The sequence below is a fragment of the Neobacillus sp. DHD-1R genome, assembly GCF_057747995.1.
In genome coordinates this window covers 73,671-94,921 of sequence record NZ_CM173232.1, presented here as the reverse complement: position 1 = coordinate 94,921, position 21,251 = coordinate 73,671, and the positions used below count along the sequence as shown (strand labels likewise).

Here is a 21,251-nt window from a genome sequence, read left to right as displayed (position 1 = left end):
GTTCCCATAAAAATCCATTCATACTTTTAAAAGGAAAAGGGCAAACCATAAAAAAAGGAGGAAAAATTATGAAACCAATTTTAAAAACTTCCTGTGTGTCATTTTTTATGGCGGTACTCGTTCTTACTGGATGCTCAGGCCAACAAGGGGAGAATCGAGTAGGGGCAGCTTCAAATCTTCATGATAAATCTTTAAATACGAAAGGGAATGGTCATGTCCATGGGTCTACGGATAATCCAAATGTGATTCCAAGTGTGGACCGTGAGAAGAAAAATACGACGAACGGAAACAAGCAAACCACAAATGGAATGGGGACAAATGTCTATAGCTTGATTGGCAGCTCAAGCTTGCATGATGGCGGAATTTCATCACATTTGGAATCGAGGCTTGCAGGAGAAGGGATCCCGGGCATAAAAGTATTTGTACTCGATGATACAATTGTTCTAGCAAGGGCAGGACAAGAAACTACCTCTACCCGCTACGACGAGATGCAAACAAAAGTGCTAACGAATACCTCCGGTTCTTCAGGAAAGGGAAACCTTGACGGAGTTGACGTATCGAAACTAAATACCGATGATAATATGGAAAAAGCCAAAGAAGTAATGGAAAAAGCTTTTAACGGCCAAGTACAAATCTTAACGATTACCAATCCAAAGGCATTGCCGCTTATTGATGGAATTAAGGCCAACATTAAAGCGGACAAGCCTAATTATACCTCTCTATCAACTGATATCATTACACTGGTTAAAATGGCAAATGAAAAGTAAGAAAAGCGGAAGCGCCCTGTTCAGCGGCGTATGGCCTGGAGCACTCCAACTGAGATAAAGGAAACACAAAGAGCCGGAGGCGATTTGATGTTGACTTATCGTAGGGCGGAGGGCGAAGGACACTAGCCGCTAGGGCGCTCCTCGGAAAAGCTATCGCTTTTCCTTCGTGCGAAGTTATGCTTCCGAAGCTTACTCTTATGGAGCTGGACAATTCTCAAAGCCAAAGCTTATAAATTCTTATATAGTAAGAAAAGCGGAAGCCCCAACAAAGGGCTCCCGCTTTTTCTATTTACACCGTTAAATCTCTCTTTTTATAAAATACATAGGTTACAACCGCTAGTGATGCAATCAAGGCAACAGATAGGACGACAAACACCGCATCCAGTCCGCCGCCATACATGACATTTTTCGCTTCAAAATATTTAAAAGGGGTGAGGTATTTTAACCCTTCCATGTCCTCATTCAAATCAATAGCAACGGACAGTACATAAGTAAGCAGCAGGATGGCTGTCGCTTGTGAAGCCGCAGTTTTTGGTTTCTTTTTCACCGCCGCAAGGGCACTGCCAATGACCATAAACAGGATTTGCAAAATAAACATGCCCGCCATGGTGATCGCAATATCACCATTAATCTTTTCCCCATGGCTGTATTTTCCCATTAAAGCAATGAATGATGCAAAGGTAACGAGATTAACGATAACCACATTCACAAAAGCCGCCATAAGTTTGGCGGTAATTACTTTACTCCGCGAGACCGGCTTTACGAATAGGAACTCCGCCGTTTTATCGCGCTCCTCCTTGGCAATAATCGTCGCCCCCAGCATCGCAGCATGGATGGTAGCCATCAATAACAAATAGAGGAACAGCAATCCATAATAGCCGCTTGCCTTTGAGACATCCAGATCATTGAAACCTAATACGGCGGCTAATGATTTAGGCATGTCGGCCAGCAAATCGTTCATGGATTGACCCGATGACGAATACGCTTCATATTTACTCATGCCTGATACCACCATGAGGAAGACACCGATGCACCAAAAGATGAGCGATTTTCGATGCGACTTCATTTCTTTTAAAAATATATTCATGATCAAACCCTCCCCTCATCGCTTTCCATTAAACCGCATGGATATCCTTTTTGGTATAAACGAAATAACTTACGGCAATCGCAACGATGATAATGACCGCACCGGTTATTAAAAAGGACGCTTCAAAGCTGGAATGTTCCATGATATAACCGTTATCAAAGTATTTAAATGGTGAGAGGTATCGTTTCACTTCATCACCTGATGTCGCACTAAACATGCCAATAAAGTAGAATGCAAATACAGTAGCTAGTGACACGGTCAGAACCGATTTAATCTTTGCAGCCAGCACAGAAATGATGATTCCTATCGCTAGAAAAATAAGCTGCACAAATAATAAGGTAAGTGACAGCAGAAAAAAGACGGTAAAACTGAACTCGGTTGTCTTCACTTGCAGGGCCGTGATGCTGGCCGCAACGAAGTAAACGACAAAGGTGATCACAATTGAGACGAATGCCGACAATAACTTGGCAGTTAAAACCGACGTACGGGTTACCGGTTTAGTTAACAGAAAGTCAGCTGTTTTATCCCGAACCTCCTTGCTGACAATACTCGTTCCGAGATTCATAGCCTGAATCGCTCCGCATAGCGTGATAAAGGTAAGCGGATAACTATAGAATCCAAGAATGGAAAAGAAGTTATCCAAGTTGATCCCAAAGGCCTTTCTGATCGGCCCCGGATAATTTTTCAGTAAGGTGATAAACTCCTCTGCATCCTTCGCAAAGGAAGCATAAAAGGACATAAACAAAACGATCATCAGGATTAAAGAGATTGACCAGATCAGTGTTGATTTCCGATAAGCCTTTAATTCATGCCTAAAGATATTCATAGCTTTCTAGGCCTCCTTTTCGTAGTAATGCAAAAAGATCTCCTCAAGGTCGGGCTCTTCAATCCAAAGATTGGCGATGTCCATTTCCGCTAATTTTTTCATGATGGTATTAATATTCCCTTTAAATAAAAAGCTTGTTAGATTACCCTTCACCTCAAGATTATTAACGCCGATTATGTTGAAGTAGTTCGGATCAAGGGGGGCATTCGTTTCGACTTTGAACTTTTTATAGTTGTTTTCTTGTAACGTACTAATCTTTTCTACGGTAACAATCTTACCTTCTTTAATGATGGCAACCCGATTACACAACCGCTGCACTTCGCTTAAGATGTGTGACGAAAAGAGAATTGTCGCTCCTTTTTTATTCTCTTCTTCGAGCAACTCAAAGAACCTTTGCTGCATGAGCGGGTCGAGGCCGCTTGTCGGCTCATCCAAAATGATGAGCTTTGGCTCGTGGAGCAGCCCTTGCACGATTCCGACCTTTTTTTTATTTCCCAGGGAGAGATCATCAATTTTTTTATGGAGATCAAGGTCCATAATTTCCGCCAATTCTCTGATTCTCTTCCTGCAATCCTTTTTGTAAAAGCTAGCTGAATAGTTTAATAGATCCTTTACCTTCATATTGTCATAGTAAAAAACCTCTGACGGCAGGTAGCCGATTTCCTTTTTTATTTCCGGTGCAAATTGAATGCAATCTTTTCCAAAAATCGTTGCGCTGCCGCTGGTTGGGTAGATAAGTGACAAGAGCGTTCGGATGGTCGTGGATTTACCGGCACCGTTTGGTCCAATAAAGCCAAAGATCTCGCCTTCTTCCACGTTAAAGCTGATGTTGCTGATTCCTCTAGCTTTGCCGTAAGTTTTGGTAAGGTTTTTTATTTCGATCACATTCATGGTTCCAGCCCCCTCATTTGAATGGTTTATTTGACTACATCTCATGAACCTGATTGCTCGTCATCATTTATAAAAGCATTTCATTAACACCTCGAAGTATTCTTCCGCTTCGGCACTAATTCTTTGATAATCCAGTTTGTGTCCCGGTGATAACTTCGCTTTGTAAAGCTCTTCATCACTCAATTTTTCAAAGGTCCACATGATTATTTTAAAGATTTTTTGAAGCTCAATATCATCTCTAAATTTGGATATGTCTATGCCTTCGTAAATTTTACCGATATTAATCTCGGTCAGTTTTTTCGTCTTATTTTCTATTTCAGCTTTTATTTCCTTTGAGTCATCCAAATACGCCTCTTCGATAAATTTAAAGATGTCGGGGTATTGGTTCAACAGCTCCATTTTAATTAATACTGATTGGCGGATTCTGGTGAAAAAATCCGGTTCTGTCAAGTCGACCTTTTTGTAAAAATCATCGGTCATGATTTGAACGCAATAGTCGAACAAAAATAAGAACAACAGCTGCTTGTTTTGGAAATAATGAAACAGTAATCCTTTAGATATGCCCGCTTCCTTCACGATTTCATTTGTCGAGGCCAAGTCATATCCTTTCTGAGCAAACTCCTTTATGGCAGCATTTATGATTCGATCTTGTTTTTCTTTATCTAAGTTGAGAAATTTAGAAAACATGTTAGGCAAACCTCCTTGTATAACAATTGACCACACTAGTCAATGGTGTCATTATAATCCCGTTGACTCCTCTGGTCAATAGATGAAAGACCTAAATTTTTACAAAAATATGAATTTCGTTTTGTGGTAATAGTATGGGTCTTGGGGATGTGCTACGATGCATGTGGAAGCACTATTTTATGGAGGTGTATGACTATTATTATTAAAGAGAGAGATCCATCATTGAGGTTAGAAGGATTCATCTCCGCGCAAAATCGCTTATCTGCAGACCATCCTATCCAACCGGTTTTAGCAGGGAAACAAGCGGCAGTTGAAGCGGGTATCGGAGGAGAGGAGAGAGTGGCCAGATCTTCCGAAATACCTCATTTCCATTTATGCAGCATACTTTCCACGATTTATCCCCTTCATCTGACGAAAAATTTCAAATGGACACGTTTGCGATGACCCCTTGGTTTGGTGCGGTTTTAGAAGTAAAAAATATTGGCGGCATCTTAGAGTTCAAAAATAATCCTCCACAATTAATTCGAACAAGGGAGGATGGACATAGGGATGGTTTTGAGAGCCCAGTTGTCCAATTAGAGCGCAACTATGAATTATTAACGGACTGGCTTAGACGGCGAAACATCCATCTCCCTCTTTATGGTGCAGTAGTTCTAGCGTATCCGAAGCAAATTGTCTCCCATCCTCCTGCAAACACAAAACTTTTTTTCCCTAGTTTGATTCCCTCTTTTATAAAAAGTCTCCCGCAGCAAGGAAAAAAATTAGATGTAGAAACTTTCCACTGGCTTTCTAACGAGCTCCTGCATAGTCATCAGCCCTTTATTCCAAAGCCGATTTGTGAGTCCTATCATATACCTTTTGGAGATTTTCAAACGGGTGTACGCTGCTTTAAGTGTGGGAAATTGGGAATGGTTAAGATTCCGAGGACATGGGTTTGTCCTTTTTGTCAGGCAACTGATTACCAGGCCGCTCAAAGGACATTGCGCGAGTGGTTTTTGTTGTTTAAACCGAGTATGACAAATCGAGAGTGCAGGGAGTTTCTGCATGTTGATATTTACACTGCTACTCGTATATTGCGAAGTATGAACCTCACCAGTGAGGGAGCATTTAGATATCGTTTATATAAAATGGACTTTAGTTCAAAGAGTGAATAACTTCCATCCACAAGTTTGAGCGCATCCCGCAAGTTAGCACAGCTTATCCGCTAGTTGCAGATGCCTATACGCTAGTTGCAGCACGCCATCCGCTAGTTGCAGATGCTTATCCGCTAGTTGGCGCTCGTCTTCCGCCAGTTGGCTTGCCTTTCGCTAATTGGCGTCGCTTTTCCGCTAGTTGTAGATGCCTATACGCAAGTTGCAGCACGCCATCCGCTAGTTGGCTTGCCTTTCGCTAATTGGCGTCACTTATCCGCTAGTTGCAGATGCTTATCCGCTAGTTGGCGCTCGTCTTCCGCCAGTTGGCTTGCCTTTCGCTAATTGGCGTTGCTTTTCCGCTAGTTGTAGATGCCTATACGCAAGTTAGAGCACGCCATCCGCTAGTTGGCTTGCCTTTCGCTAATTGGCGTCACTTATCCGCTAGTTGCAGATGCTTATCCGCTAGTTGGCGCACGTTTTCCGCTAGTTGGCTTGCCATTCACTAATTGGCATCGCTTTTCCGCTAGTTGCAGCATGTCTTCCGCTAGTTGGCATCGCCTATCCGCAAGATGCGCCCGCTTTTCCGCTGCACAACTCGCCTTCCTTCTTTCAGAGTGATATTATAAGCATGTAAATAACTAAAAAAGAGGTGTGCAGTACAGGTGAAAAATGAATTAATTGAAAGATTTACTTCCTATGTAAAAGTAGACACACAATCGGATGAAAACAGTGAAACATGTCCATCTACGGAGGGACAATGGACATTGCTCCGCATGCTAGTGGAAGAGTTGAAACAAATTGGCATGGATGAGGTCAGCATTGATGAAAATGGTTATGTAATGGCGACCTTACCGTCCAACACGGAAAAGGACGTGCCAACGATCGGTTTCCTAGCCCATGTTGACACAGCTACTGACTTCACCGGCAAAAATGTCAATCCCCAGCTCGTTGAAAACTATGACGGCGGAGAAATCGTACTTAACGATGCCTTAAATGTCGTCCTATCACCAAAAGACTTTCCGAGCTTACCAGATTACAAAGGCCATACCTTAATCACTACAGACGGTACGACCCTGCTTGGTGCTGACAACAAGGCCGGTGTGACGGAAATCATGACCGCCATGGCCTACCTTCTTCAGCATCCGGAAATTAAGCATGGTAAGGTTCGCGTTGCGTTCACACCTGATGAGGAAATTGGCAGAGGTCCACATAAGTTCGACGTTGCGGCCTTCAATGCGAAATATGCCTACACGGTCGATGGTGGTCCGCTAGGGGAGCTGGAATTCGAAAGCTTTAACGCCGCTGGAGCCAAAATTACCATCAAAGGCAACAACATTCACCCGGGATCTGCGAAAGACAAAATGGTGAATTCAATGAAGATTGCCATGGAATTACATAGCAAGCTGCCAGCCCAAGAAGCACCGGAATACACGGAAGGATACGAAGGTTTCTTCCACCTGCTTGCCTTCAATGGTGATGTGGAGCTAACAACTCTTCATTATATTATCCGGGATCATGACAGAGAAAAATTCAATGCCCGGAAAACGGCGCTTGAAAACATCGTCAATGAATTTCAAGCGAAATATGGCAGTGACAAGGTCGTGCTTGAATTAAAGGATCAATATTACAACATGAAAGAGAAAATTGAGCCGGTCATGGGAATTGTCGACATTGCCCATGAAGCGATGGTGAGCTTGGACATCGCACCGATTACTAAACCAATCCGCGGCGGCACTGATGGCTCTCAGCTTTCTTATATGGGACTGCCAACGCCTAATATTTTTACTGGCGGCGAAAACTTCCACGGCAAATTTGAATTTATTTCTGTTGATAATATGATTAAAGCAACACAAACCGTTATTGAAATCATCAAACTAACAGAGAAAAAGGCTTAATTTTTCAAAAAAACTAACCATTCATGATGAGTGGTTAGTTTTTTTATGAAAAGAGCTTTAAGAACAAAGTGCGTCTGCACATTGCTGAAGACTTAAAATCGTCTCTTTTAGTTGGGTATGCAGTTGTTCCACAGGCCATTTGCCGTCACTCTCTTGGATGTCCCTTTGAATGAGTAAAATCATCCAGATGGAAAACACCGCAGAGAACAAATAATACTCTTTCATAAATACCTCGCCATCTATTTCGATCTCTATCTGATCAAGATAAGTTTTCAAGATCTGCTCCCGAAACTCCAAGCTCACCTGCTTCGGAAAGAGGGGATGGGACATATCAATCACATGATACAAATCCCAATAAGGAGTATTTAAGTGGGTATGTTCCCAGTCCAGAATTATCAACCTGTTAGCAGCGATTGCAAAATTACCCACATGCAAATCTCCATGCGACAACACCAGCCGATTCGTAAATTCAATTTTCCTAAGAAGGATAAAAATATGCTCAATTGGGCGTATCTCCAACTGTAACGCCGGCAACTGACGTAAGAATTCATCCTTCAAACGGGTGACCTCAGCGACAATGTCTTCGATCTGCGGCTTGAGTCCTGTCGCCGGGATATCGCCTAGTTTTTCAATGGGAAAAGAGTGCCACCATGCCGCCCACTTGATTACCCCCATTACACTTGCCTCATTAAAGTCATGAGATAATGGTCCAAGGTCTTCTAGAATCATCCAATTATGTTCTGGCTGCTCAGTTATTTTATAGGAAATAATTTTAGGAAATATGGCAGGAAAATGAGGAAGGATATGTTCGTGGACCCATACTTCTTTGCCTAACTGACCATTGTTGGTTAATGGTTTAAAAATAAAACTTACCGTTGGTGATAGATAAAATCTTTCCACAAATCTCCCGTTCATCCCTTTATAGAGGATTTCTTTTCCCACAATTAACGCATCATTCAGCATACCGTTGTCCAAGACAATATTAATAGGCAATTCCATAGGCCTCCACCTACTCATAAAAAATAGTTTTATAGATTCATTACCTTTGCACAATGGCTATAATGTCAATCTGCATTTATAGCAAGTGTATAGGTCTACATCGATATCAATCAATAACCGCCAAAAAGACTTATTTAATACTTATGAACATAGTGGAGGTTTATTTCTCATTTCAGGATAAAGGGCTTAATTTTTCAAAAATATTCACTCAAGGGGGTTACATATTTTGATACTTGTTGGTCACACTAACATTGGTACAATTTCCAAAAGGAGGTCACAAATATGGATCAAAGTAACACACATGAATTCGTCGAAAAGCTGCATGAAAAGCAGGAAAAAGACAAGAAAAATAAAGAGCGCCAGAGCAAAGGACATCAAGCGGAAAAATTACCTAATCACGAGCATTAAATAGAAAAGCGCAAGCGCCCTGGTCAGCGGCGGCTCTGCATAGAACCATCTAATCCAATAACAAACAAAGGGCCAAGCTAGTCAACAAACTAGTTTTGGCCCTTCTTATCAATATCACTTATTCATATTCGCCAAAAATCCCCCCAAGAGATCATCTGCATCAAGTTCTTCCTGATTAGTTTCATCTTCAGCAGATGGTTGCTCCTTATTAGCACTTTCCCAATCAAAGGAATCCAAATCATCTTCTAGATCAGTCAAGTCGCTAGGGACGGTCACAACCTCTTTGGCAGCTGCGGTTTCAACCGTTACATAGTCAGGGGGTGCGGGAAACACTCCTTCCTCTTGAAGATACAATGCCTCCTCAATATCTACAGCATTACTATTTAAGGAAGCCAATAAGGATGTGGCCCGAACTGGGTCTGAAATGAGTTGATAGACAATACTTCCTAATAATGCTTCTGAATGCTCATACTTTAGCCAATCCCGCTGGGCCTTTGTTAAATTTTTCGGAAGCGGGATGGTGACGGTTTCCTTATCTCTTGAAAAAGATTGGCTAACTCCTTGCAAGACAAACTCAGCAATCTTACTAGAAAAATTTCTTCTCTCTGTTTCCTTTAACTTTTGCAAATGTTTGACTATATGGTCAGGGGTATCTGAAGGAACGCGAAAAGAAATCGCTTGGCCTCGCTTCACTTCATTTGAAGGTGTTTTGTTCATACCATCACCTATTTAGTTTTGACTGGCTCTGCTGCGGGTTTCTCCGTTTTTCTGATAAAATCTGTGATCAGTTTATAGTAGGCATTAGCCATCATCCAAATACTTTCCTTATCGTCTTCAAAGAATTCGATATTATAGCCATCTAAATTATTATTTAATGTTTTTAGATAGTCCTTCAAAACATGGGCTCCGCCGCCGACGAAATAACAAATTTCCGTTTGCGAGTTCTTCTGCCACACATTTCGTAATAACCGGTATTGTTTTTTGGCTAAATCAAGCAAGATGCGATCGGTAATGTCATGAACACTTGTCCTGCTCCCTTTAACCATAATATGATTTCGGTCATTTTTTCTCGTAATAATTTCTACTACATCACGGCGGCTATCTAGTTCAATGCCGTGCTTCGTCCTAATTTCTTCACGAATGGCTTCTAACGATTCGGAAACGCCCAGATTAAATCCTTGTGCCTTATCATCATCGACGTTACGATTTTTAATCACCGCGATATCGGTTGATAACCCGCCAATATCTTGGATTAAGATTCGCTTATCAATTAAGTCCTTATTAATGATTTTTAAATTATTATCCATGACTAGGTTAATATAAGCGGCAAATCCCTCTGGATAAACCTTAACTTCATTGAATTTAATATTAACCTTTAAGCCCTGGTATTTCGGTGTGACTAAAAATTCAACCTGATGGACCGAACCCACTAATTTTGATCGATATCCGGCATCCTTACCTTCTTTCACTTCACGAAGAGGCAGGCCTGTTCCCAATGTATAGGTCGCATCAATCACATTTTTGGCTCGTGGAAAGCTGTCTTGTTTGACCGCATCTAAGGCCAATGTAGCAAAAAGCATAATCAGTGTTTGGTCTTCCTCAGACTTGCTGCTGCCAGGGTCTAATTCAGTCGCATTATTACTCTTGGTTGCAAGGTTTCCCACACGATAAACGACATTGTTTTCTTTGAGGGCAGGGGAGTGTACCTTAATGTGAACGCCGTCTAATGGATTTTTGTTATCTAGTTCTTCTATCCCAATGACAGGGCGGTCTTCTGTATCTCGAGCGATAATGTTAGGAATATTTAATTCATACTCTAATTCTCCGAAAATGGCCTTAATGGAATCATTCCCGACATCAACCGCGGCAACTCTGGATTTAGTCATTACTATCATTCCTTTTCATTTAATAGATTAAGTACTTTTATCTCAATCCCTATCTATTAAGGCTATAGGAGATTAGTAGATTCTTCAATGAGGCTACCCAAAAAGAAATGAAAGTGTAAAACAGTAAACAATATGTAAACAAATGTCTACAGGTATACATATTTGTAAACAATCAAGCAAACTATGTATACATTCAGTTATACCAATATGTAAACACATTTGTATACATGTAAACATTATTGTACACACAAAGTTTACAAAACGTATACACGTATACACCACTGTAAACATTTAAGTAATGTGACAAATATTTCATCGGAGGTTCCCAAAGTTGAAAACAACAGGCCCGTTTAGAACAGAAAAAAGGCACCCTTCGACAGGTGCCTAGATTACTCATTGAACTATTGATTAATGGGTGGAGTAGTGACCCCTATTTCATCACTTTCCAGAACTCTCCGGCCACTGCTTCATATCCTGGTAAACTTAGGTGGATATTTATTAACTGTGGATTAGGACTCTCTGGAAGGTAATCTTTCAAATTACTTGCAATTAATGTATCAGTTGCGACAAATGTATCACCATGTTGAATCGCCTGGGCTTGAATTTGAGCATTAAAAGCTTGTAATAATTGATTTAACTGTTCCTTTTGTTGAAGATCTTTCACATATAGGAATGGGTTATAATAGCCCATTACATAGACCTTCACCTTTGGATTCAATTGATCAATGGTCGTAAGAATAGTGTTAATATTCCCAGCTGTTGCCGCAATTGCTGCAGGGGCTTGAGCTGGATTTGTTTGAAGTACAGGAAGTAAATCATTTGCCCCAATATCAATAGTTAAATGTGTTGCTTCTTTAATTTCTTTTTGTTTATTTACATCTTTTAATTGATCAATCACTTTTGCAGTTGTGTAACCCGAAACACCGAAGTTATCAAAATCAACTAAATCCTTCTTGAAGTTTTTAGCAATATAGTCAGGATAGCCTAAGCCATCTGTTCCCTCTGGCGTGATCCCAGCAGCTAAGGAATCCCCTAATGCGACATATTCAACCTCCAGCCAAACACCATCCGGACCTATTTTGTACCCTTCAATGACAGTATTAACCGCCATTACGCCGCTGCTTGGATTAAAGTAATACCACTTGCCTTCAACTTTCACCCAGCCTGTGGCCATGACGCCACTGCTGTGAAGGAAATACTTTTTACCGGATACATCTAACCAGCCCGTTTTCATGACTCCGTTACTTTGTAAGTAATACCATTTCCCCTTAACGGAAGTCCAGCCGGTCCTCATGGCACCACTATTGTCGAAATAATACCAGTCATTACCGCTCTTCAGCCAGCCAATTTTCATCACTCCGGAATTTTCAAGGAAGTACTTTTTCCCATTATGCGTTAACCAGCCCGTTTTCATCGCACCGGATTTTTCTAAATAGTACCACTTGCCGCGATCTAACAGCCAGCCCGTTTTCATCGCGCCGCTTTTTTGTAAAAAGTACCACTTTCCTTTATCTAAAACCCAGCCAGTCTTCATGACACCAGACTTGTCAAGGTAATACCAGTTATTTCCTTGATAAAGCCAGCCGGTTTTTGCGACACCGTTAACGTAATAATACCAATTCCCACCTGACAACACCCATCCATTCGAGCTAATTGAATAACCATTTGCTTTCGCAATAGAGTCAAAGCTGCTGCTTGAATAGGTGATGATGACCGTTGTGTACAATTGAATTTGACTAAAAAGCCAGCGAACTTCAGAATTGTGCATCCGTACACAACCTGAACTTACATACTTACCAATCGAATTTTCATTGGCATTTCCATGTATCCCATATGTTGTACCATAAGTACCTCTTGCCTCTAGCCCCATCCATCGATTCCCTAATGGGTTCCGTGGATCACCGCCGGGAATCCCACCTTTATAGTAAGGGCGATTGACAATCTTGTTCACAATTCGAAATTTACCTTCCGGGGTTAAATCTCTTGATCTACCAGTAGCCACACTAAAAGTTTTGACTAACTTACCGCCATTATAATAGGCAAGCGTGTTGGTCTTTTTGTTAATAATAATTAATTGTGAGCTGCCAGCAGCCTCTGTTGGTACATTAAAGAAAAGGACACTAAATAACAGAATAAAGATAACCGCTAACTTTTTTTTCATATCATTCTCCTCAATTATGTAGTTTTTATTACAGTAACATGTCATAATTGAATTTTTTGTCATAATTTGAAGTGGAATCTGTAATATTTTTGGATTTTTTTAGAAAAGTAGAATAATAGACTATAATTCTTTCGACATAGCTATTTTTTTAAATGATAAGGCACGATTGTAATAGCAATATCTTTATGGTGCAAAAACCAAATTCTTAATAATAAGGCACTCTGGTTATGCAATAAATTATGCCACCACTTTACTGGGATAAATTGGGGAATAAGTACATGGATCGTTTTCTCGCTATGCTTGTCTTCGATGATATGGATTAATCGTGATAAAGGTTCTATCAAGGAACGATATTTGCTTTTTAGGCATACCAATCGGCACGGGGTCCCCCACTCAGCCCAGTTTGTCTCCATCGTGTGGATCGATTCCTCATCAAAGCCAATATAAACGGCAATAACATCCTCATTCAAACTTTTTGCAAAAGATAACGTGTTATTCACAATCCGTTGTACCCCTGAAACCAGAACAATCGATAATACATCCTTTTTTAAAGGAAATGTACCAGGATCCAGTTTCAATTCCCTTCCAACATCTGCATAATGTCTGTGAATGGCTAAAGACGTGAGGACAAAGATCGGTAATACCACTAAAACAATCCAAGCACCGCCGCTGAATTTTGTCACAGAAAAAATAATGGCGACAACCGTTGTAATAACTGCTCCAATCACATTTACAGCCAGTTTCCAATGCCAGTGGGGACCTTTTACTTTTAACCATCTGCGAATCAAGCCAAATTGGGCGATACTAAAGGAAAGAAACACTCCGATGGCATATAAAGGAATGAGGGCATTCGTATGGGCATGAAAGCCAATAATTAGTAAGCTTGAACAGGCTGCTAAAACAATAATTCCATTCGAAAAGCCCAGCCGGTCTCCTCTATTTAAAAATGCTCTTGGTAAAAATCCATCTGCTGCCACGATGGCTCCAAGCTGAGAAAAGCCGTTAAATGTAGAGTTTGCCGCTAAGATTAAGACAATAAAGGTAAACCAGATAATGACCTGATACATGATGCCCTTTCCGAAATAAATCCCCGTCAATTGTGAAAGCATGGTGTTATGAGGGTCCACCGAGATTCCATTGACAAATACGTGGAACGTATAGCCTACCAACGTTACCGCCGTGATGCCCCCTAAGGCAATATAAGTTTTAATCGCATTTTTTTGCTGTGGTTCACGAAAGACAGGAACCGAATTGGAAATTGTCTCAATTCCCGTTAAGGCTGAGCAGGCCGAACTAAACGCCTTTAAAAGCAATAAAGTAGACAAGCCTTCTGGAATAGTCCCAATTGCCGGTGTACGGCCTTTGATAAAACCGGACTGAAAACCATCAATAAATCCCATTGCAATGATAAGCCCCATACAAACCATAAATCCAATCGTCGGCCAGGCTAGGATTCGCGCAGATTCCGCTACTCCACGTAAGTTTATAAGGACAAGCAGCATGACACAAAGAATAGCTAGGACCGTTTCGAATGGCGCTAATGCCGGATAAGCAGAAACTAACACCTCCATCGCAGCAGAAATTGATACCGCGACGGTTAGGATGTAATCAATCAATAAGGAACTTGAAGCAACGAGGGAAATCCATTTGGAGTTAAAATTATCCTTAGCAATCGCATAAGCACCGCCACCATTTGGATACGCTAAGATTCCCATGATATAGGATAAAATTAATATGCTTAAGAGAAGAATCGTTACCAGCGTAATCGGAAGGAGTAACCATTTCGCATCGGAGCCGAGTGATGCTAATTCAGTTAAACCTGACTCCGGACCGTAGGAAACAGATGAATACAAATCTGCTGAAAGGATTGGAAGGGCAATAAACCAATATAGTTTTGTATGCTGGCTCTGTAATTCTGCCGTCCTTATCGGACGACCGACTAGCATTTTCTTTACGCTTTTAAAATTATGTACTGAATACCATATAGATGCCACTGCAAAAATCCCTAATGCCCATTCAAGCCACTTCACCCAATGGAACATATAAAAGACTCCCTCCGCATTTTACCGTAAGCGATCAATTCAGCTAATTTAAAATCATTATAGTTTTATAGGGTAAAAAAACAACCCACCTACTTCCATTTTTTGTGAACTATTTATGTAGTTTTAAACGGCTGAGCACTTATCAAATAAGCATATATTTACTCTGTTAACAGGAATAATGGTGTCAGGCACCATGTGAATTAATTCACATGTTTATCAGCTTGAAAAGGGACTGATATTTGGGGTATTCTTAAGCAGACAATTCGACTTAAGGTTGTGGTTATATGCGGATTAATAAGTTTATTAGTGAGTCGGGAAAAGCCTCTAGACGTGGGGCGGATAAATTGATTAGTGAAGGCAGGGTCCAGATTAATGGCAAGGTTGCGCAGATTGGCAGCCAGGTTGAACCTGGGGATGAGGTCCGGATTGATGGCAGTCCTATTAGGGTCACAAGCAACTATGTTTATATTGCGTTGAATAAACCGGTTGGAATTACGAGCACAACGGAACGTCATATAAAAGGAAATATTGTCGATTTCATCAATCATCCATTACGGATTTTTCATATTGGCCGCTTGGATAAAGATTCGGAAGGCCTGATCCTTTTGACGAATGATGGCGATATTGTCAATGAAATTCTACGGGCTGAAAATAAGCATGAAAAAGAATATATTGTTACCGTTGACAAGCCGATAACCGCTGAGTTTCTCAAGAAAATGGCAGCAGGGGTAGAGATTTTAAATACTAAAACATTACCTTGTAAAGTCACACAGGTTTCTAAATATGTATTTCAAATTATCTTAACCCAAGGGCTAAATCGACAAATTCGCCGCATGTGTGCCGCACTTGGATATGAAGTAGCCAGACTGCAGCGCACCCGAATCATGAATATCCATTTAGGTAACCTTCCGGTAGGGCAGTGGCGTGACTTAAGCAAAAAAGAAAAAACACAATTATTTACTGACCTGAACTATGAACCTAAAGTATGGTAAAAAAAGTAAGAAAGCATTAAGTTCACCTTCATCTCCATAAAAAAAGAGGATAAGCAGAAAACGTAACCGTTTCTGCTTATCCTCTCTTTATTTCTGTTCATTTCGACTGGTGAAAACAGGATGTAATTGCTTAATAGTTTTCACTTTTAATTCGCTTGTTTATTAGACATCACTTGATCGACTGCCAATAATTTACTGCCATTAATCGCAATAACCACTGCCATCGCTAAGAAAGCTAAATCTAATTCATATCCAGCCATTTGGCCATTACCTAAAAAGCCAACAGCAAATTTCACTTTAACAATTGCTCCAATCATAAGTAACGACAATACAATAGACACAATTTTAGTACCTAAACCAATCAAGACTGCCAATCCACCGACCATTTCTACAATTGCTACTACATAAGCCATTCCACCAGGTATGCCAATGCTGTCAAACCAGCCTACCGTGTTTTCAATCCCACCTTGGAATTTAGATAACCCATGGATGAAAAAGCTAATTCCTAAGATTACACGTAATACCAATATACTTACTTCATTTTTATTTTTCATTGTTTCTCCTCCAAATTAACATTTTATGTTTAATCTCTATTTTCTTCTATATCGTTTACTTTCCGCCAAATTGCCAAACACTGTGGCTAAGGTTTCCATATCGATAACTGCGATGTAAAAGGTTAGCTGTTTGTTGATTATCAGCAGCGCCCATGGCATAGAAAAGGGGAACGAAGTGTTCTGTTCCATATTGTGGTACAGCAAGCTCCGCCGTCATTGCCACAGTTCGGTAGTTAAAAAGCTCTTCTTTATTCCACGTTTTTAAACGAATGGCTAACCACTCATCAAAAGAAAGGGCCCAATCATCAATTTCCCCAGTGCCATCTTTACCCCAGTTGACTGCTCTAAGGTTATGCACTGTTCCACCACTGCCAATAATTAAGACATCCTTTTCCCTTAATCCCGCTAAAGATTTCCCAATATTGTACTGTTCCACAGGTGAAAGATTAGGATTAACCGACATGGCTATAACTGGAACATCCGCATTTGGGTACATCATTCTAAGAACAACCCAAGCACCATGATCCAAGCCGCGGGTTGAATCAATCTCATAAGGTATCCCTTGTTTCTCAAATAAATCTTGAATTTCCTTCGTTATTTCGTTATTTCCTTTAGCCGGATATTGAATCTGATATAGGGCTTCCGGGAATCCCCCAAAATCATAAATCGTTTTATACTCATCAGCGACATTGCTTACTTTTTGCATATTTGACTCCCAGTGAGCTGAGAATAAGATAATCGCCTTTGGTCTTGGCAAAGTGGTGCCTAACTGATTTAAAAACCGAGTATACTCATTATTTTCAATGGCCAGTAATGGAGCGCCGTGAGCGATAAATAAGGATGGAATCATGCTTTCATCTCCTCTAAGGTTTTATTTTTCATTTATCCAACGAATCCATCAGCCATTTCCTGTAATCATCATGATTTTGCAATGATACGGAATGTCCTTCGTGATACGTTTTGAATGTTACATGTGCACCTAATTCTTGAAAATACTCATGATTGGCGACTCCCCACTCATATGGCAGGACCTGGTCCATGTCACCATGCGAAATAAATAAGGACATTTGCTTGATCGGTTTTACAGTATATTCTGTCTTCACAAACTCAGGGATATAGCCACTTAGTGCAACAATTCCTTTAATGCGGTCACCTAGTGTCAACCCCAGTGTCATGGATAGAATCGCACCTTGACTAAAGCCGAGTAAATACAATTGACTTACATCTAAAGGATATTGTTCCGAGGCATAATCAATAAAGCTGGTAAGTTTTTGAATCGCTTGATCAAATACCTCACGATGCGGTTTTCCGTAGCCTTGAATGGTAAAGAAAGCAAACCCAGGAGGCTGTGTCAAATGACCACGAATACTGAAAATAAAAAACTGGTCTTCTAAGCCATTTACCAATGACAGCATGTTTTGTTCATTACTGCCAATGCCATGCATCACAAAAAGAGCGGGATAGGTCTTATCTGGATCAACATGTGTTGGCCGACGAAGCTCATAAATCATAGGTGAATTCATTATTCTTCATCCCTTCTTTTAAAAATAATCGATACCTACTAGTAGGTTGCCTTTATTTTAAATCTATATGAAAAGGACTCATTTTTTAACAAATAAAAATAAAATATTCATATAAGAAAACAAGTGATCAAAAAAAGAAACCGCCATTTGTTTTTTAATATGAATAATTATTATCTATAAGATAACAAGTTCCTGCTAGATTGTCAACTTTTTTTTTGCTAATATAAAATTAAGTTTTTTATTAGGAAACAATCGAGGTGGTTCATGTGGATATAGGCTCAAAAATTCGCGCAATCCGGAATAGAAAAAAGATAACCATTGCTCAAATGTGTGAGGGAACTGGACTTTCAAAAGGTTTTATCAGCAATGTTGAAAACAATAATACCTCTCCATCAATTAGCACATTGCATACTATTGCAACCTTTCTTGGGGTGCCATTACCCTATTTATTGTTAGAAAAGAAGCAGCAAATGCGAGTTATTCGAAAGTCTGAGAGGACCTACTCAACTCTTAACGACTTAAAAATAGAGCATTTATCTTCCAAGGGTGGATTACGAATGATGATAGTGGACTTTCCTCCCGGTACTTCGATGGGCGAAGCAAATGCCCATGAAGGAGAAGAATGCCATTTAGTTTTGGAGGGAAAAATCCTTGCCGAACAAGGTGAAGACTCTATGATCATTGAAGAAGGGGATTCTTTTAGCTGGAATGCCAGCGTTCCGCATTTTGTTAAAAACATTGGGGAAGGAAAGGCCGTTGTGCTAATCTCCGTTTATTCTGATACCGAACTTACCGACATTTTCTAAACGGTCTTTTCCTTCATTTAAGAAGAACTCGTCACCATCCTCGGGAACGAGTCCTTCTTTTTTTCTAAAATATCAAAATTTTCCCCATGGTAAAACCTACCTATTTTGTCGAAAAAACAAGTCTTTCATAGTGTAAAGTGTTACTATAAAGGAGTATCTTACGTGGAAGGAGATCGATCTTTGATGGACCAAAATATTCTATTTCGTAATAATGTCAAGGTTCGAGGCACCGGTACACGATCAATGATATTTGCGCCAGGTTTTGGCTGTGATCAAACGGTGTGGAACCTTGCTGCTGAAGCCTTCGAAGATGATTATCAAGTCATTCTTTTTGACTATGTAGGGTCGGGAAATTCAGATTTACGTGCGTATGATTCCAATCGGTATCGTACCTTGGAAGGGTATGCACAAGATGTACTTGATATTTGTTCAGCCTTAGATTTACAAGACGCTGTCTTCGTTGGACACTCTGTTGCCGGTATGATTGGTATGCTTGCGTCACTGAAACAACCGGAATACTTCTCACATCTTATTATGCTCGGACCTTCTCCCTGCTATATAAACGATCCGCCGCAATACTTCGGAGGATTTGAAAAAGAAGACCTTTTAGGATTATTGGATATGATGGATAAAAATTATATTGGGTGGGCTAATGTATTCGCATATTCGGTTACGAATAATCCAGAACGACCGGATATACAAAACGTGATGCAGGATCGTTTTTGTTCAACTGATCCAATTATCGCCCGCCAATTTGCCGAGGCTGCTTTTTTCGCAGACAACCGCGAGCAATTACAAAAGGTAACAGTCCCATCCCTTATTTTACAATGTTCTGATGATATTATCGCTCCTGTTCAAGTCGGTGAATATCTCCACCAGCACATTCCTAATAGTACGCTGCAAAAAATGAAGGCAACAGGACATTGCCCGCATTTAAGTCATCCTGAGGAGACGATCACGTTAATTCATCACTATCTGACAGGCCTTTCTATTGAAGAATGTCTGAAGGATAGAGGTGTCCACCTTTAATGGACCGCCAATTGGATTATGCACCATGTGGATTTCTGACGCTGTTAGAAGATGGCACCATTATATCGATTAACAAAACATTACTTACTATACTTGAATATGACCTTGATGCATTGCGGGGGCAGCATATCAATGCCATCCTTTCTGTCCCTGCCCGTCTCTTTTATCAGTTCTACTTCGTGCCGCTTATTAAGCAACAACAGCGCGTAGAAGAAATTTATATCTCCCTTACGAACCGGAATGGAGATGAATTACCCGTGCTCATCAATGCGCAGCAAAGGAATGATGAGGAAGGAACAGTCATTGATTGTATTCTTATTCCGATGAGCAAAAGAAGTGAGTATGAAACTGAACTGCTCATGGCCAAGAAAGAGGCAGAGGCTGCTTTACTTGCCAAAAATAAAGCGAATGCAGACTTAGAAACTGCTCTTAGAACCTTGGAGGTCAAACAAACTGAACTCCTTAAACTGTACAAGCAAAATGAAAAGTACAAAATTGATACGGAAAAAGAGTTGGAGTTAGCTAGAAAAATTCAAGAAACATCCTTAACGGACCCGATTATTACTGAACAAATCCAAATCGAGGCGTGCTATAAAGCCTCTTGTGAATTATCAGGAGATATCTATGGGTTTTATCAAATTGATCCATCCCGTTATGGCATTATCATTCTTGATGTAATGGGCCATGGTATTTCGGCTGCAATTATTACCATGTCGCTTCAATCTTTATTCCAAAAGTTAATCTCTAGAGGCTTTACGGTTAAAAATGTGATGAAAGAATTAGATCACCATCTTCACGAGTTGTTTCAAAACAATGAGGAAGCTTGGCATTATTGCACAGCGATCTATCTCACCATTGATACGGAAAAACGCGAAATTGACTATATCAACGCTGGTCATCCCCCGGCACTATGGCAAAGTCCTAATGGAAAGCAATCATCATTATCTGCGACCACTCCTCCACTAGGCACATTTGGGGAGATGTCTTATAAAATCAACACCTTTACATACAACAAGGGAGATAGATTACTCCTTTATACTGATGGGGTAGACCCCCTTGGTACAAACTATTTATCTCCATTATTAATGAAGAATCCGACTTTATCCTTATCTGAATTAAAAGGAGAAATCATACAGGCACTGGATAAAGAAGAGATTGGCCATCACATCAGTGACGACAAATGCTTTATATTGGTTGACCTAAAATAATCCACTTCTATCCGACTTTTCTTCTTTCAGTCAAATCAAACGATAATTGAAGTAAATTTATCAAATTTTTTTCATTTACCCTATTGCTATTATTTTTATATACTGATAATATAAAATAGCATTATTGGAAAGCGATTAATTCAATATATCTTGAGTCTTTCCAAGCAGATAATTTTGACCACTTCTTTTTTAGGAAGTTAAGGCCATACGGACAGCCGGGTCAAATGCCGATTGGCAACTTTAGTTGCCTTATTGATTGAGTTAAAAGCTCAAATTTTATAAGTTGGTTACTTTACAACCAGTGCATCAGCACACAACTTGTGAAACGGTCAATAAGAGTGGTAAAAGTAATTATTT

20 protein-coding genes are annotated in these 21,251 nt (G+C 40.2%); 8 read left to right on the top strand and 12 right to left on the bottom strand.

Translation table 11 applies throughout. The features are described 5' to 3' along the window. Positions 1 to 68: 68 nt before the first annotated feature. Entirely contained in the window at positions 69 to 767 is a 699-nt protein-coding gene (locus tag AC3ANL_RS00445; protein WP_488327327.1) for a hypothetical protein, read from the top strand. 289 nt (positions 768 to 1,056) lie between these two features. On the opposite strand, the gene AC3ANL_RS00440 is transcribed toward AC3ANL_RS00445, so the two are convergent. The 4 genes from AC3ANL_RS00440 to AC3ANL_RS00425 all read right to left on the bottom strand — a co-directional run bounded on the left by AC3ANL_RS00440 (position 1,057) and on the right by AC3ANL_RS00425 (position 4,258). Further along, on the bottom strand, positions 1,057 to 1,854 hold the full coding sequence (locus AC3ANL_RS00440) for a DUF2705 family protein (RefSeq protein ID WP_488329633.1): 798 nt from the start codon (positions 1,852 to 1,854) through the stop codon (positions 1,057 to 1,059). A 28-nt stretch (positions 1,855 to 1,882) separates the two neighbouring features. Beyond that, the gene (locus AC3ANL_RS00435) at positions 1,883 to 2,680 is read right to left on the bottom strand and encodes a DUF2705 family protein (RefSeq protein WP_488327326.1); all 798 of its coding nucleotides are present in this window, start codon (positions 2,678 to 2,680) and stop codon (positions 1,883 to 1,885) included. Positions 2,681 to 2,686: 6 nt separating this feature from the next. After that, positions 2,687 to 3,571, bottom strand: a complete 885-nt coding sequence (locus AC3ANL_RS00430; RefSeq protein WP_488327325.1) for an ABC transporter ATP-binding protein — start codon at positions 3,569 to 3,571, stop codon at positions 2,687 to 2,689. 63 nt (positions 3,572 to 3,634) lie between these two features. Continuing rightward, positions 3,635 to 4,258, bottom strand: a complete 624-nt coding sequence (locus tag AC3ANL_RS00425) for a TetR/AcrR family transcriptional regulator (protein WP_488327324.1) — start codon at positions 4,256 to 4,258, stop codon at positions 3,635 to 3,637. Between the two features lie 425 nt (positions 4,259 to 4,683). On the opposite strand from AC3ANL_RS00425, the gene AC3ANL_RS00420 reads away from it, so the two are divergent. Both AC3ANL_RS00420 and pepT read left to right on the top strand, forming a co-directional pair. Beyond that, positions 4,684 to 5,412, top strand: coding sequence for a nuclease-related domain-containing protein (locus tag AC3ANL_RS00420; RefSeq protein WP_488327323.1), 729 nt, complete (start codon positions 4,684 to 4,686; stop codon positions 5,410 to 5,412). A gap of 641 nt (positions 5,413 to 6,053) precedes the next feature. After that, on the top strand, positions 6,054 to 7,286 hold the full coding sequence (gene pepT, locus AC3ANL_RS00415) for a peptidase T (protein WP_488327322.1): 1,233 nt from the start codon (positions 6,054 to 6,056) through the stop codon (positions 7,284 to 7,286). A gap of 57 nt (positions 7,287 to 7,343) precedes the next feature. Here pepT and AC3ANL_RS00410 read toward each other — a convergent pair whose 3' ends face one another. Further along, entirely contained in the window at positions 7,344 to 8,285 is a 942-nt protein-coding gene (locus AC3ANL_RS00410) for a phosphotransferase family protein (protein WP_488327321.1), read from the bottom strand. Positions 8,286 to 8,567: 282 nt separating this feature from the next. Here AC3ANL_RS00410 and AC3ANL_RS00405 point away from each other — a divergent pair, with 282 nt between their 5' ends. Next, a complete protein-coding gene (locus AC3ANL_RS00405) occupies positions 8,568 to 8,693 on the top strand; it encodes a DUF4023 domain-containing protein (protein WP_488327320.1) in 126 nt (41 codons plus the stop codon). 114 nt (positions 8,694 to 8,807) lie between these two features. Here the strand turns inward: AC3ANL_RS00405 and AC3ANL_RS00400 are convergent, their stop codons facing one another. The 4 genes from AC3ANL_RS00400 to AC3ANL_RS00385 form a co-directional block, all read right to left on the bottom strand. After that, positions 8,808 to 9,410 carry a hypothetical protein gene (locus AC3ANL_RS00400; RefSeq protein ID WP_488327319.1) on the bottom strand — a complete coding sequence of 201 codons (603 nt, stop codon included), beginning with the start codon at positions 9,408 to 9,410 and terminating at the stop codon, positions 8,808 to 8,810. A gap of 8 nt (positions 9,411 to 9,418) precedes the next feature. Continuing rightward, complete coding sequence (locus tag AC3ANL_RS00395; protein ID WP_488327318.1) at positions 9,419 to 10,579, bottom strand: Alp7A family actin-like protein; 1,161 nt, start codon at positions 10,577 to 10,579, stop codon at positions 9,419 to 9,421. Positions 10,580 to 11,009: 430 nt separating this feature from the next. Continuing rightward, positions 11,010 to 12,740 carry a L,D-transpeptidase family protein gene (locus AC3ANL_RS00390; RefSeq protein ID WP_488327317.1) on the bottom strand — a complete coding sequence of 577 codons (1,731 nt, stop codon included), beginning with the start codon at positions 12,738 to 12,740 and terminating at the stop codon, positions 11,010 to 11,012. Between the two features lie 140 nt (positions 12,741 to 12,880). Then, positions 12,881 to 14,782 carry an APC family permease gene (locus AC3ANL_RS00385; RefSeq protein ID WP_488327316.1) on the bottom strand — a complete coding sequence of 634 codons (1,902 nt, stop codon included), beginning with the start codon at positions 14,780 to 14,782 and terminating at the stop codon, positions 12,881 to 12,883. Between the two features lie 284 nt (positions 14,783 to 15,066). On the opposite strand from AC3ANL_RS00385, the gene rluF reads away from it, so the two are divergent. Then, positions 15,067 to 15,774, top strand: a complete 708-nt coding sequence (gene rluF, locus AC3ANL_RS00380) for a 23S rRNA pseudouridine(2604) synthase RluF (RefSeq protein WP_488327315.1) — start codon at positions 15,067 to 15,069, stop codon at positions 15,772 to 15,774. A 146-nt stretch (positions 15,775 to 15,920) separates the two neighbouring features. Here the strand turns inward: rluF and AC3ANL_RS00375 are convergent, their stop codons facing one another. Genes AC3ANL_RS00375 through AC3ANL_RS00365 form a run of 3 tightly spaced genes read right to left on the bottom strand, consistent with a single transcriptional unit; the run spans position 15,921 to position 17,851 of the window. Beyond that, positions 15,921 to 16,328 carry a DoxX family protein gene (locus AC3ANL_RS00375; protein ID WP_488327314.1) on the bottom strand — a complete coding sequence of 136 codons (408 nt, stop codon included), beginning with the start codon at positions 16,326 to 16,328 and terminating at the stop codon, positions 15,921 to 15,923. A gap of 55 nt (positions 16,329 to 16,383) precedes the next feature. Next, positions 16,384 to 17,178 (bottom strand): dioxygenase family protein, encoded by a 795-nt coding sequence (locus AC3ANL_RS00370; RefSeq protein WP_488327313.1) that lies wholly within the window; start codon positions 17,176 to 17,178, stop codon positions 16,384 to 16,386. Between the two features lie 28 nt (positions 17,179 to 17,206). Continuing rightward, positions 17,207 to 17,851: an alpha/beta hydrolase gene (locus AC3ANL_RS00365; RefSeq protein ID WP_488327312.1), complete on the bottom strand. Its 645-nt coding sequence runs from the start codon at positions 17,849 to 17,851 to the stop codon at positions 17,207 to 17,209. A 266-nt stretch (positions 17,852 to 18,117) separates the two neighbouring features. Between AC3ANL_RS00365 and AC3ANL_RS00360 the strand changes: the two genes are divergently transcribed. The 3 genes from AC3ANL_RS00360 to AC3ANL_RS00350 all read left to right on the top strand — a co-directional run bounded on the left by AC3ANL_RS00360 (position 18,118) and on the right by AC3ANL_RS00350 (position 20,894). Next, entirely contained in the window at positions 18,118 to 18,657 is a 540-nt protein-coding gene (locus AC3ANL_RS00360) for a helix-turn-helix domain-containing protein (protein ID WP_488327311.1), read from the top strand. A 183-nt stretch (positions 18,658 to 18,840) separates the two neighbouring features. Continuing rightward, positions 18,841 to 19,686 (top strand): alpha/beta fold hydrolase, encoded by an 846-nt coding sequence (locus tag AC3ANL_RS00355; RefSeq protein ID WP_488327310.1) that lies wholly within the window; start codon positions 18,841 to 18,843, stop codon positions 19,684 to 19,686. Beyond that, positions 19,686 to 20,894 (top strand): PP2C family protein-serine/threonine phosphatase, encoded by a 1,209-nt coding sequence (locus AC3ANL_RS00350; RefSeq protein WP_488327309.1) that lies wholly within the window; start codon positions 19,686 to 19,688, stop codon positions 20,892 to 20,894. Before AC3ANL_RS00355 ends, AC3ANL_RS00350 begins: the two co-directional genes overlap by 1 nt. Positions 20,895 to 21,251 lie beyond the last annotated feature (357 nt).

What these genes read in the sequence shown, in the direction of transcription:
- AC3ANL_RS00445 (WP_488327327.1), top strand. Translation starts at nt 69, where the DNA reads ATGAAACCAATTTTAAAAACTTCCTGTGTGTCATTTTTTATGGCGGTA.
- AC3ANL_RS00440 (WP_488329633.1), bottom strand. Translation starts at nt 1,854, where the DNA reads ATGAATATATTTTTAAAAGAAATGAAGTCGCATCGAAAATCGCTCATC.
- AC3ANL_RS00435 (WP_488327326.1), bottom strand. Translation starts at nt 2,680, where the DNA reads ATGAATATCTTTAGGCATGAATTAAAGGCTTATCGGAAATCAACACTG.
- AC3ANL_RS00430 (WP_488327325.1), bottom strand. Translation starts at nt 3,571, where the DNA reads ATGAATGTGATCGAAATAAAAAACCTTACCAAAACTTACGGCAAAGCT.
- AC3ANL_RS00425 (WP_488327324.1), bottom strand. Translation starts at nt 4,258, where the DNA reads ATGTTTTCTAAATTTCTCAACTTAGATAAAGAAAAACAAGATCGAATC.
- AC3ANL_RS00420 (WP_488327323.1), top strand. Translation starts at nt 4,684, where the DNA reads ATGGACACGTTTGCGATGACCCCTTGGTTTGGTGCGGTTTTAGAAGTA.
- AC3ANL_RS00410 (WP_488327321.1), bottom strand. Translation starts at nt 8,285, where the DNA reads ATGGAATTGCCTATTAATATTGTCTTGGACAACGGTATGCTGAATGAT.
- AC3ANL_RS00405 (WP_488327320.1), top strand. Translation starts at nt 8,568, where the DNA reads ATGGATCAAAGTAACACACATGAATTCGTCGAAAAGCTGCATGAAAAG.
- AC3ANL_RS00400 (WP_488327319.1), bottom strand. Translation starts at nt 9,410, where the DNA reads ATGAACAAAACACCTTCAAATGAAGTGAAGCGAGGCCAAGCGATTTCT.
- AC3ANL_RS00395 (WP_488327318.1), bottom strand. Translation starts at nt 10,579, where the DNA reads ATGACTAAATCCAGAGTTGCCGCGGTTGATGTCGGGAATGATTCCATT.
- AC3ANL_RS00390 (WP_488327317.1), bottom strand. Translation starts at nt 12,740, where the DNA reads ATGAAAAAAAAGTTAGCGGTTATCTTTATTCTGTTATTTAGTGTCCTT.
- AC3ANL_RS00385 (WP_488327316.1), bottom strand. Translation starts at nt 14,782, where the DNA reads ATGTTCCATTGGGTGAAGTGGCTTGAATGGGCATTAGGGATTTTTGCA.
- rluF (WP_488327315.1), top strand. Translation starts at nt 15,067, where the DNA reads ATGCGGATTAATAAGTTTATTAGTGAGTCGGGAAAAGCCTCTAGACGT.
- AC3ANL_RS00375 (WP_488327314.1), bottom strand. Translation starts at nt 16,328, where the DNA reads ATGAAAAATAAAAATGAAGTAAGTATATTGGTATTACGTGTAATCTTA.
- AC3ANL_RS00370 (WP_488327313.1), bottom strand. Translation starts at nt 17,178, where the DNA reads ATGATTCCATCCTTATTTATCGCTCACGGCGCTCCATTACTGGCCATT.
- AC3ANL_RS00365 (WP_488327312.1), bottom strand. Translation starts at nt 17,851, where the DNA reads ATGAATTCACCTATGATTTATGAGCTTCGTCGGCCAACACATGTTGAT.
- AC3ANL_RS00355 (WP_488327310.1), top strand. Translation starts at nt 18,841, where the DNA reads ATGGACCAAAATATTCTATTTCGTAATAATGTCAAGGTTCGAGGCACC.
- AC3ANL_RS00350 (WP_488327309.1), top strand. Translation starts at nt 19,686, where the DNA reads ATGGACCGCCAATTGGATTATGCACCATGTGGATTTCTGACGCTGTTA.